The sequence below is a fragment of the Achromobacter insuavis genome (assembly GCF_902859645.1).
GTDB classification, from domain to species: Bacteria; Pseudomonadota; Gammaproteobacteria; order Burkholderiales; family Burkholderiaceae_B; genus Achromobacter; species Achromobacter insuavis.
Genome location: NZ_CADIJR010000013.1, coordinates 93,945 through 105,234 on the forward strand (window position 1 = coordinate 93,945; position 11,290 = coordinate 105,234).

Genomic DNA, 11,290 nt, shown 5'->3' on the forward strand with positions numbered 1-11,290 from the left:
TAACCCGGCGCGCGGGGGAAAAACAGGGGAAGACAAGCGTCTCATTTATAGCGGATCAAACATGAACGGCGGGTGAACGGCGGCTTCAGAACGGGTTCATGCGCCCGCCCGAATAATGACGTCATGGCCGATCCACGGCCCGACTTCGACCTTCAGGAGAGAACCGCATGAACCCGATCCGCAAGACCCTGTCCGCCCTGGCCATCGGCGCCGCCGCCCTCGCCGGCACCGCCGCGCTGGCGCAGACCGCGCCCCAGCCCGCCGCAGCACCGGCCGCCGCAGCTCCCGCCCAGGCCGCGCCCGCCGCGCAGATCCTGACCGTGCGCCAGATCTACGACACGCTGACCGCTGCGGGCTACCGCAACATCACCGAGATCGAGCTGGAGCATCAGCGCGGCTACGACGTCAAGGCCGACAACCCGCAGGGCCAGCGCGTGAAGCTGCGCGTGGACGCGCAGACCGGCGCGGTGTTGCGCAGCCGTATCAAGGACTGAGGCAAGCGCCATGAAAACCCGTTCCGCCCTGGGCCTCTTCCTGCTCGCGCTGACCGGCGCCTGGGCGGTCGACGCCCTCCTGCTGCAACCGGCATCCGGGGCCGCCTGGCCCTGGGCGCTGCGGCAGCAGGCCCTGTATCTGACTGGCGTCTGGTCGATCGGACTGATGTCGCTGATCATGCTGCTGGCGCTGCGTCCGGCCTGGCTGGAAGGCCCGCTGGGCGGCATGGACAAGGTCTACCGGTTGCACAAATGGGCCGGCATCCTGGCCATCGGCGCGGGCGCGGCGCATTGGCTGATCAAGCTGGCCAGCACGCCGCTGAAGGCGCTGGTCGGCATCGAAGGACGGCCGGCGCGCGACGCCGTGCTGGCCATGCTGACCGATTCGCGCGGCCTGGCCAAGGACCTGGGCGAATGGACGATCTACGCGCTGCTGGCCATGCTGGTCATCACGCTGTGGCGTCGCTTTCCCTACCACGCCTGGCGCATCGTCCACCGCGCCATGCCGCTGACCTATCTGATACTGGCGTTCCACACCCTGGCGCTGGCGCCGGCCTATTACTGGACCGGGCCGACCGGCGTGCTGCTGCTGCCGCTGATGGCGGGCGGAGCCTGGGCCGCGTTGCTGTCGCTGGCCGGCCGCGTCGGCCAGGGCCGGCGCGTGGCGGGCCGGGTGACGGCGCTGGCGCAGCGCCCCGGTGACATCCTCGAAGTCACCTGTGAACTCGATGCGCGCTGGCCCGGCCACGCCGCCGGCCAGTTCGCCTTCGTCACCTTCGAGCGCGGCGAGGGCGCGCACCCGTTCACCATCGCCAGCGCGCCGCATCCCGGACGCCGCGACGTGACGTTCCAGATCAAGGCGCTGGGCGACTACACCCGACGCCTGGCGGCCACGCTGCGCGAGGGCGCGCCCGTCACGGTCGAGGGACCCTATGGCCGCTTCGAACGCCCCGCCGATCCCGCCGCCGGCCCTCAGGTGTGGATCGCGGGCGGCATCGGCGTCACGCCGTTCCTGGCCTGGCTGGAAGCGGCGCGCGACGCGCCCCGCGCTCCGTCGCCCGTGTGGCTGCATTATTGCGTGCGCGACGCCGGCGCCGACCCGTTCGTGGAGGTGCTGCGGCAACGCTGCGAACGGCTCGACAACGTCACCTTGCAGGTGCATAGCGCGGCCGATGGCCAGCGGCTGGACGCCGCCGCCCTGGCGCAGGGCGAAGTGGCCGCCGGTCGGGTCGCCGATGTCTGGTACTGCGGCCCCGCCGGGCTGGCGACCGCGCTGCGCAAGGGACTGCGGCGCCTGGGACGCGGCCGCATCCACTGGCACCAGGAAGCCTTCGACATGCGCTAGCCGGGTCCAGGCCAAGTCACTGGCGCGGGTTTGCGCTGCGTCAAACCCGCTGCCGGCTGCCCGGCCTCGAAGGGCGTAGACTGGGGCGAGAATACGGAAACCACCGCGATACCGCGCCTGCGGGCGCCGCGGCCCCTCTCCCCCGTCCCCCCTGGAGGCACGAACATGCTGTTGAAGAATCTCTGCGCCGCGACCGTCCTGGCCCTGGTCTCGGCCCCGGTGCTGGCCGCCGAATGCTCGATCGATATAGCCGGCAACGACCAGATGCAGTTCGACAAGAAGGAAATCACGGTCAGCAAGAGCTGCAAGCAGTTCACCGTGAACCTCAAGCACCCCGGCACGCTGGCCAAGAACGTCATGGGCCACAACTGGGTGCTGACCAAGCAGGCCGACATGCAGGGCGCCGTCAACGACGGCATGGCCGCCGGCCTGGACAACAACTACGTCAAGAAGGACGACGCCCGCGTCATCGCCCACACCAAGGTGATCGGCGGCGGCGAGACCGATTCGGTCACCTTCGACGTCAGCAAGCTGGCCGCCGGCCAGGACTACGCCTACTTCTGCTCGTTCCCCGGCCATTTCGCGCTGATGAAGGGCGTGCTCAAGCTGGTCGACTGATCGCCCCTGCCGGCCTCGCGGGATCTGCGCGGGGCCGCCGCGCCCGCCCCTACAATGGCCGTTTTCCGACACCCTGGGGAACGACGCATGAGCACGGATAAAGTGGCAATCATCACCGCCGGCGGCAGCGGCATGGGCGCGGCGGCGGCGCGCAAACTGGCGGCCGACGGCTACCGCGTGGCGATCCTGTCCTCGTCCGGCAAGGGCGAGGCGCTGGCCGCCGAGCTGGGCGGCCTGGGCGTGACCGGCTCGAACCGCTCGCCCGAGGACCTGGCCCGGCTGGTGGACGCGACCCTGCAGCAGTGGGGCCGCATCGACGCCGTGGTCAACAGCGCCGGCCACGGCCCCAAGGGCCCGCTGCTGGAAATCAGCGACGACGACTGGCACCTGGGCATGGAGTTCTACCTGCTCAACGTGGTGCGCATCGCGCGCCTGGTGGCGCCGGTCATGAAGCGCCAGCAATCCGGCGCCATCGTCAACATCTCGACCTACGCCACCTTCGAACCGGAAGCGCTGTTCCCCACGTCCGGCGTGTTCCGCGCCGGCCTGGCCGCGTTCACCAAGGTGTTCGCGGACGAATACGCCGAGCACAACGTGCGCATGAACAACGTGCTGCCCGGCTTCATCGACAGCCTGCCGGAAAAGGAAGACCGGCGCGTGCGCATCCCGATGGGCCGCTACGGCACCGCCGAGGAAGTGGCCGACCTGATCGCCTTCCTGGCTTCCGACGCCTCGTCCTACATCACCGGGCAGAACATCCGCATCGACGGCGGCATCACCCGTTCGTTGTAATCCACGCGGCCCGGCCCGCCCCCGCGCGGGCCGGCGCGCCGCTCGCGCGCGCCTCGTACAAAAGGATTAGTCCCTCGTCCGAATGGCGGTCTTGAAGCCCCCCTGGCGCTTCGCTACCGTAGGCTTTCGCATTCGACCCCGGGGCTGCCTGCATGTCCGCGTCGCCGTCCGGAGCGGCCCCGCCCGCTTCCGCTGAAACCCGCCCGCCCACGCCCGGCCAGGCCTCGCGCTTTTTGGCGCAGGCCACCTTCGGCCCGACGCCGGCGCTGATCGACGCCGTGGCGCGCGACGGCTACGCCGGATGGCTCGACGCGCAACTGGCGCTGCCGCCCTCGCAAAGCCATTTCGACTGGCTGCTGCAGCAAGGCAAGGACACCGAGGCCTACAAGGGCAACGGCATCAACGCGCCGCTCGAATCGACGCTGTGGCGCAAGTTCATCAGCGCCGAGGACCAGGTCCGCACCCGGGTGGCGTTCGCGCTGTCGGAGATCTTCGTGGTCGGGGTGGCGTCGATCACCGCCAACTGGCCGCTGTTCGGCGCCGCCGGCTTCATGGACCTGCTGGCCGAGCATGCCTTCGGCAACTACCAGGACCTGCTCACAGCCGTCACCCGCAACCTGTCGATGGGCTGCATGCTGACCTATCGCGGCAACCGCAAGGAAGACCCGCGCACCGGCCGCCATCCCGACGAGAACTATGCGCGCGAGGTGATGCAGCTGTTCAGCATCGGCCTGGTCGAACTGAACCGCGACGGCACGCCGCGCCTGGCCAACGGCGCGCCGGTGGAAACCTACGACAACGCCGACGTGCAGGGCCTGGCCAAGGTCTTCACCGGCTGGGACCTGGACGGTCCCGAGACCGACGTGCAGTTCCACCGCCGGCCGATGGCGCTCAATCCGGCGCTGCATTCGCTGGCCGAAAAGCGCTTCCTGGGCGCGGTGATTCCGCCCGGCACCGACGGCCACCTGTCGCTCAAGCGCGCGATGGAAGTGATCAGCGCGCATCCCAACGTAGGGCCGTTCATCGGCACGCAACTGATCCAGCAGCTGGTCACCAGCAATCCGAGTCCGGCCTACGTCGGCCGCGTGGCGGCCGTGTTCGACGACGACGGCCACGGCGCGCGCGGCAATCTCAAGGCGGTGGTGCGCGCCATCCTGCTGGACGACGAGGCGCGCCACCCCGATCTGGCCTCGCCGGGCTGGGGCAAGGTGCGCGAGCCGATCCTGCGTTTTTCCGGCTGGGCGCGGGCGTTCGGCGCCACCTCCACCAACGGCGCCTGGGCCATGCCCGACACCACCGACAACACCATCCGGCTGGCGCAGAGCCCGATGCGCTCGGCCAGCGTGTTCAATTTCTTCCGGCCGCGCTACACGCCGCCCGTCACCGAGCTGGCGCGGCGCGGCCTGGTCGCGCCGGAACTGCAGATCACCGATGAAACCAGCATCGCCGGCTACCTGAACTTCGTGGCCATCTACGTCGATCGCGGCTGGGAAGACCTGCAGACCCCGTACACCGCCGAGATCGCGCTGGCCGCCGACGCCGATGCGCTGGTGGCGCGGGTCGTGCTGCTGCTGGCGGGCGACGCCTTCAGCGCGGCCACGGCGCAGGCCATCGCGCGGGCGGTCGACACCCTGCCGCGCGAACGGCCGCTCGACCGGGTGCGCGCCGCCATCACGCTGGTGGCGGCCAGCCCCGAATACCTGGTGCAGAAATGAGAGCCGATCGCCGCGAATTCCTGCTGCGCGCCTGCGCCCTGGGCGCGAGCCATGCGGCGGCGCCGCTGGCGCTGAACCTGGCGGCGCTGGGCGCGGCGGCCGCGCAGTCGGCGCCGCCGGGAGACTACAAGGCGCTGGTGTGCGTCTTCCTGTACGGCGGCAACGACCCGTTCAACACGCTGGTGCCGTTCGACCCCGCCGCCTATCGCGCCTACGCCGCGGCGCGCACCGACATCGCCTTGCCGCGCGAGGCGCTGCAGGCCACGGCGCTGCGTGGCGCAACGCCCGCCGCCGGTGGCGCGCAGTTCGCGCTGGCCCCATCGCTGGCGCCGTTGGCGCCGCTGTTCGAGCGCGGCGAGATGGCCGCGGTGCTGAACGTCGGCCCGCTGGTGACGCCCACCAGCAAGGCGGACTACATCGGCGCGCGCGTGCCGCTGCCGCCCAAGCTGTTCTCGCACAACGACCAGCAATCGTACTGGCAGGCGCTGGCGCCGGAAGGTGCTTCCTCCGGCTGGGCCGGCCGCCTGACCGACCTGTACGCCGACATCAACGCGCAGCGCAGCTTCACCGGCATCACCGCCGGCGGCAGCACCGTGCTGCTGGCGGGCCGCCACGTCGCGGGTTACCGGGTCGGCGTGAACGGCTCGACCCGCATCGAGCTGCTGACGCGCGACATGTATGGCTCCAGCGCCTGCACCGCGCTGTTGCGCCAGCTGATCACGCAACCGCGCGAGCACCTGATGGAGCGCGAGATGTCACGCATCGCGGCGCAGTCGATCGACGCCGACGCGCGGCTGCGGACGGCCTTGTCGGGCGTGGCGGTGCCGGGCGATTTCGCCTCGCCGCTGGCGCAGCAGTTGAAGATCGTGGCGCGCATCATCGCCGCGCGCCAGGCGCTGGGCGCGCGCCGCCAGGTGTTCTTCGTGTCGCAGAACGGCTACGACAACCACACCGGCCTGAACGACACCCATCCCGCCCTGCTCAAGGAGCTGGGCCAGGCGCTGGCGGCGTTCCAGGCGGCGCTGGCGGGCCAGGGCGTGGCGCGCCAGGTCACCACCTTCACCGCCTCGGAATTCGGCCGCACGCTGGGGTCGAACGGCAACGGCTCGGACCATGGCTGGGGCGCGCATCATTTCGTGCTGGGCGGCGCCGTCAACGGCGGCCGCTACCACGGCGCGCATCCCGAGATCGCGCCGGACGGCCCCGGCTTCGTCGACAACGGCCGGCTGCTGCCGACGCTGGCGGTGGAGCAGCTGGGCGCGGCGCTGGGCGGCTGGTTCGGCGCCAGCGCGGACGACCTGCGGCTGGTGTTTCCGAACCTGCGCCATTTCGACGCCGCGCCGCTGGCGCTGTTTACAGCGCCGCGTGAATCGTCGACGCCAGGCGCTTCCACTTGACGGCTTCCTCGCGCACGAACGCGGCGAGCTCGGCCGGCGTGCTGGTGCGCACTTCGGCGCCCTGGTCGTCGATCTTGCCGGCCACGGCCGGATCGTTGAGCGCGCCATTGAGCGCGGTGTTGAGCTTGGCGACCACCTGCGGATCGGCGTTGGCGGGCGCGAACACCGCGTACCACTGCGCCACGTCCACGCCCTGCACGCCCAGTTCGGCCAGCGTCGGCATGTCGGGCAGCACCTTGGCGCGGCGCGTGCCGGCCACGCCCAGCGCGCGGATCTTGCCCGACTTCAGGTGCGGATAGGCGCTGAACAGGCTGGGAAACATGACCTGGGTGACGCCCGCCAGCGTGTCCGTCATGGCCGGGGCCGAGCCCTTGTAGGGAATCTCCAGCATGGCCGCGCCGGTGGCGCGGTTGAACAGCTCGCCCGCCACCGCCGGCGCCGTGCCCGGGCCGGCCGAGGCGTAGCTCAGGCCGTCGGGGTGGGCCTGGCCGTACTTGAGCAGGCCCGGCACGTCCTGCACGCCGATGCTGCTGGACACCACCATCAGCGTGGGCGAGTCGGCCACCATGCCGATCGCGGTGAAGTCGCGCACCGGATCGTAGTTGAGCTTCTGCAGCGCCGGGTTGATGCCGTGCGTGCCGATGTAGCCCAGCATCAGGGTGTAGCCGTCGGCCGGCTGGCGCGCCACGTAGTCGGCGGCGATGGCGCCCTGCGCGCCGGGCTTGTTGACCACGATGACGGTCTGGCCCAGCAGTTCGCCCATCTTCTGCCCGATCACGCGGGCCAGGGTGTCGTTGCCGCCGCCGGCGGCGGTGGGCACCACCATGGTGATGGCGCGTTCGGGAAATTCGGCGTGCGCGGCCGGGCTGCCCAGGGCCAGGCAAAGGGCGGCGGCGCACAGGGTGCTGCGGGTGGGGAAAGCCATGTCATGTCTCCAGAGGGTTCTGTGGGCGGTCTCTGCGGACCGCTGGGTCTTGTGTCGGTCTATGCCGCCACCGGCTGGCGCGCGGCCAGCCGGTGGCGGGCGTCCTGCTCCTGCCGCGCCGCGCCATAGCGCCCCGGCACGTACAGCAGGCCCTTCATGATCTTGCGCGCGGTGCGCACCAGGCCGGCGGCGCGCACTTCGCCGCTGGCCGCATCCAGGTTCACGTCGATGTCCATGCCGCCCGACGGGTGCTCGATGCGCACGCCGCGATAGCCCGCCCTGGGCGCGGGCCCGCCGCAATCATGCGCCACGGTGCCCGGCATGAGGAAGGCCGCCGCCACGCCGACGGCGCCGGTGGCGGCGTGGGCGCGGTGGCAGGCGTGCGGCGTGAAATAGCGCGAGCGCACGGACAGGATGGCCGGATCGCCGCCGGGCGCCAGCAGCACCGGCTTGGGAATGACGCTGTTCGATACGTCCCCCAGCCCCATGCGGGCGCCGGCCTCGCGGCGGATGCGCTCCAGGCGCGCCAGCAGCGCCGGGGCGGCGTCCAGCTCGGCCGGCGACTCGTCGCCGCGCAGGCCGAAGTCGGCGGCGCGCAGCAACACCATCGGCATGGCCGCGTCGATCAGCGTGACGGCCACGCCGTCCACGATTTCCTGCCGTTGGCCGGAGGGGAACAGGCGGCCGGTGACCGCGCCCCAGGCGTCCAGGAAGTTCAGGCGCACCGGCGCGGCCACGCCCGGCACGCCGTCGATGCGCGCCTCGCCTTCGTAGGTCAGGCGGCCGCCCGGCGTCTGCACCACCGCCTCGATCACGGCGCCGGTGTTGACGTTGTGCACCCGCACCGCGGTTTCGCCGTCGGCGGCGGCGATCAGGCCCTCGTCGATGGCGAAGGGCGCGGCGCCCGACAGCATGTTGCCGCAGTTGGGACGGGTGTCGACGCTGGCGCGGTCCACCGAGACCTGCGCGAACAGATAGTCGATGTCGCAGTCCGGCCGGGTCGAGCGCGACACGATCGCGACCTTGCTGGTCAGCGAGTTGCCGCCGCCCAGGCCGTCGACCTGCAGCGCGTGGGGCGAGCCCATGGCCTGCAGCAGCAGCCGGTCGCGCTCGGCGGGATCGGCGGGCAGCCAGTCGCTGAGGAAGAAGGGGCCGCGGGAGGTGCCGCCGCGCATCAGTACGCAAGGGATGATCGTTTCCATGCGGTGCATTCTGCGACGGCGCGGCTATTATTTGAATTGCAACTTACGGATGGATTAATGCATGGCACGCATCAATTTCGATTTGCAGGAATTGCAGGCCTTCGTGGCCGTGGCCGAACGCGCCAGTTTCCGCGCCGCGGCCGAAGACCTGAACCTGTCGCAGCCGGCGCTGAGCCGCCGCATCGACAAGCTGGAGGACCTGCTGGGCGCGCGCCTGCTGGAACGCACCACGCGCCGCGTGGCGCTGACGCACGTAGGCCGCATCTTCCTGGAACGGGCCCGCGGCGCCATCGACGAACTGGAGCGCGCGGTGCTCAGCATCGGCGACCTGGCGGCGCAGCGCGGCGGACTGGTGACCGTGGCCTGCGTGCCGTCGGTGGCCTATTACTTCCTGCCCGCCATCATTCACGACTACGCCGAGCGCTTTCCGCGGATACGGGTCCGCATCATCGACGAGACCGCCCACACCGTGCTCAACAGCGTGGTGACCGGCCGCGCCGACTTCGGCATCAGCTTTTTCGGCACCCAGGAGCCGGACGTGGATTTCAAGGCGGTGCTGCGCGAGGATTTCGTGCTGGCGGTGCGCCGCGACCATCCGCTGGCCGCGCGCCGCAGCGTATCGTGGGAGGAGCTGTCGCAGGAACGCTTCATGACCGTGGCCAAGGAAAGCGGCAACCGCCTGCTGATCGACGACGCCCTAGCCAAGAGCGGCAAGCGCACCGTCAGCGCCTTCGAGGTCAGCCACGTCATGACCCTGCTGGGCCTGGTGGAAGCCGGCCTGGGCGTGGCGGCGGTGCCCCAGCTGGCGATGCCGCCGGCCGGCCACCCCACCCTGGCGGGCATCAAACTGGAGCATCCGCGCGTCACCCGCAGCCTGGGTTTGATCTCGCGCAGGGGCCGCCCCCTGGCGCCGGCGGCGCAACAGCTCTATAACCTCATCCACCAGGCCGGCAAAAGCGCCAAGCGTGGTCCCCTCAAGCAACCCTGAAGCCGCACCATGAGCCCCCATTCCCTGGCGCTGCAAGCCGCCACCGAAGACGACCTGCCGTTCCTGCTGTCGCTGCGCAAGGCGACCATGACCGAACACCTGGCGCGCGCCGGCGCGCCGCAGGACGATGCGCATCACCTGGCGCGCATCCGCTACCACTTCGACGACGCCCAGATCGTCTGGCTGCACGGCCGCCCGGCCGGCCTGTTCAAGACCTTCCGCGACCCGGCCGGCTGGCGCGTCGTGCAGATCCAGATCGACCCGGCCTTCCAGGGCCAGGGGCTGGGCCGGCGCCTGCTGGCGAGCCTGCTGCGGCAGGCGGACGACGAAGGCGCCCCGGTCACCCTGTCCGTCCTGAAGGGCAACCCCGCCCGCCGGCTCTACGAGTCGCTGGGCTTCACCCCCGTGGAGGAGACCGCCCTGGAAATAGAAATGCGCTACGAACCCGCCCCGCCCGCCAGCGGCCACGCCTGACGGCGGCCGTTGCCCAGGGCCCGCGCGAGGCTCGGTTGGATCGTCATCCCCGGCCCTCCACAATTTTTTGTCCCGCGGCGGAATATTCCCGTTCCGCCCGGCGTCTGTAGAGGGCAGTCCCCCACTTTCCCATCTACGAGGCACGACATGCGTACTCAAATCGCCGCAGCCCTGGTTCTCTCCTCCGCCGCCCTGTTCTCGGCCGGCGCCCACGCCCAGGCCGTCAAGACCCAGGACGGCGTCCTGGTCAACAGCGCCGGCATGACCCTGTACACCTTCGACAAGGATGCCGGCGGCAAGAGCGCCTGCAACGACCAGTGCGCCAAGATCTGGCCCCCGGTCACCGCCGCCGCCGACGCCAAGGCCTCGGGCGACCTCAGCATCATCACCCGCGACGACGGGTCCAAGCAGTGGGCCTACAAGGGCAAGCCCGTCTACCTGTACGCCAAGGACGCCAAGCCGGGCGACAAGACCGGCGACAACTTCAAGGACGTCTGGCACGTCATCAAGCCCTGATCCGGCCGCGCCGCCCATCCACGCCCGACCATGCGCGCCGACGACGAAGCCGCGATCCTGGCCTGCATCCCCAGCCTGCGGCGCTACGCCCGCGGGCTGACGGGCGACCCGCACCGGGCCGACGACCTGGTGCAGGACACGCTCGAACGCGCCTGGAGCCGCTATTCGCGCTGGCAGCGCCGCGGCGAGCTGCGGGCCTGGATGTTCGGCATCATGCATAACCATTTCATCGACGGCGTGCGCGCCAACCACCGGCAGGCCGAACAGGCCGGCGCGGGCGACCTGCCCGACGTGCCGGTGCGCGCCACGCAGACCGACCACCTGGAGGTGCGCGACCTGGACCGCTGCCTGCAAGGCCTGCCGGCCGAGCAGCGCGAAGTGCTGCTGCTGGTGTGCGTGGAAGACCTGTCGTACCAGGAAACCGCGCAGGTGCTGGGCGTGCCGATCGGCACGGTCATGTCGCGCCTGTCGCGCGCCCGCGAACGGCTGGGCGCCCTGATGCAAGGCCAGGAACCCGCCAGCCGGCTCCATCGCGTGAAATGACATGAACGACAAACGCCTCCACGCCGTCCCCAACGCCGGCAACCCGATCACCGAAGCCGACCTGCACGCCTACGCCGACGGCCAGCTGCCGCCCGGCCGCCACGCCGAGGTCGACGCCTTCCTCGCCGCCCACCCGCAGGACCTGGCCCGCGTCCACGCCTGGCAGGCCCAGCGCCGCGCCCTGCACGCCCTGCTCGATCCGGTGCTGGACGAACCCCTGCCCCTGCGCCTGCCGCTGTCGCCCCCCGCGCGCCGCCTGCCGTGGCGCGCCCTGGCGGCCG

General features: G+C 70.9%; 13 protein-coding genes. 11 read left to right on the forward strand and 2 right to left on the reverse strand.

What is annotated here, in order from left to right:
• Positions 1-167 precede the first annotated feature (167 nt).
• From H0523_RS10085 to H0523_RS10110, 6 genes are all read left to right on the forward strand, one after another.
• Positions 168-494, forward strand: coding sequence for a PepSY domain-containing protein (locus H0523_RS10085; protein ID WP_054428598.1), 327 nt, complete (start codon positions 168-170; stop codon positions 492-494).
• Positions 495-504: 10 nt separating this feature from the next.
• A complete protein-coding gene (locus H0523_RS10090) occupies positions 505-1,839 on the forward strand; it encodes a ferredoxin reductase family protein (RefSeq protein WP_054428599.1) in 1,335 nt (444 codons plus the stop codon).
• Positions 1,840-2,004: 165 nt separating this feature from the next.
• On the forward strand, positions 2,005-2,457 hold the full coding sequence (azu, locus tag H0523_RS10095) for an azurin (RefSeq protein ID WP_054428600.1): 453 nt from the start codon (positions 2,005-2,007) through the stop codon (positions 2,455-2,457).
• Between the two features lie 87 nt (positions 2,458-2,544).
• On the forward strand, positions 2,545-3,249 hold the full coding sequence (locus H0523_RS10100; protein WP_054460435.1) for an SDR family oxidoreductase: 705 nt from the start codon (positions 2,545-2,547) through the stop codon (positions 3,247-3,249).
• A 152-nt stretch (positions 3,250-3,401) separates the two neighbouring features.
• Positions 3,402-4,964 carry a DUF1800 domain-containing protein gene (locus tag H0523_RS10105; RefSeq protein ID WP_054460433.1) on the forward strand — a complete coding sequence of 521 codons (1,563 nt, stop codon included), beginning with the start codon at positions 3,402-3,404 and terminating at the stop codon, positions 4,962-4,964.
• Positions 4,961-6,361 (forward strand): DUF1501 domain-containing protein, encoded by a 1,401-nt coding sequence (locus H0523_RS10110; RefSeq protein WP_054460431.1) that lies wholly within the window; start codon positions 4,961-4,963, stop codon positions 6,359-6,361. The genes H0523_RS10105 and H0523_RS10110 overlap by 4 nt, the downstream gene beginning before the upstream one ends.
• Here H0523_RS10110 and H0523_RS10115 read toward each other — a convergent pair.
• Complete coding sequence (locus H0523_RS10115) at positions 6,318-7,286, reverse strand: Bug family tripartite tricarboxylate transporter substrate binding protein (protein ID WP_054428603.1); 969 nt, start codon at positions 7,284-7,286, stop codon at positions 6,318-6,320. The genes H0523_RS10110 and H0523_RS10115 overlap by 44 nt on opposite strands.
• A 59-nt stretch (positions 7,287-7,345) precedes the next feature.
• Positions 7,346-8,488, reverse strand: coding sequence for a 4-oxalomesaconate tautomerase (locus H0523_RS10120; RefSeq protein WP_054429220.1), 1,143 nt, complete (start codon positions 8,486-8,488; stop codon positions 7,346-7,348).
• 61 nt (positions 8,489-8,549) lie between these two features.
• On the opposite strand from H0523_RS10120, the gene H0523_RS10125 reads away from it, so the two are divergent.
• From H0523_RS10125 to H0523_RS10145, 5 genes are all read left to right on the forward strand, one after another.
• Entirely contained in the window at positions 8,550-9,476 is a 927-nt protein-coding gene (locus tag H0523_RS10125; RefSeq protein ID WP_054460429.1) for a LysR family transcriptional regulator, read from the forward strand.
• A 9-nt stretch (positions 9,477-9,485) separates the two neighbouring features.
• Complete coding sequence (locus H0523_RS10130; RefSeq protein ID WP_054428605.1) at positions 9,486-9,950, forward strand: GNAT family N-acetyltransferase; 465 nt, start codon at positions 9,486-9,488, stop codon at positions 9,948-9,950.
• 147 nt (positions 9,951-10,097) lie between these two features.
• Entirely contained in the window at positions 10,098-10,466 is a 369-nt protein-coding gene (locus H0523_RS10135; RefSeq protein WP_054428606.1) for a COG4315 family predicted lipoprotein, read from the forward strand.
• Between the two features lie 30 nt (positions 10,467-10,496).
• On the forward strand, positions 10,497-11,009 hold the full coding sequence (locus H0523_RS10140; protein ID WP_006390948.1) for an RNA polymerase sigma factor: 513 nt from the start codon (positions 10,497-10,499) through the stop codon (positions 11,007-11,009).
• Position 11,010: 1 nt separating this feature from the next.
• A partial coding sequence (locus tag H0523_RS10145) for an anti-sigma factor family protein (protein WP_371741530.1) occupies positions 11,011-11,290 on the forward strand: 280 nt, incomplete at its 3' end.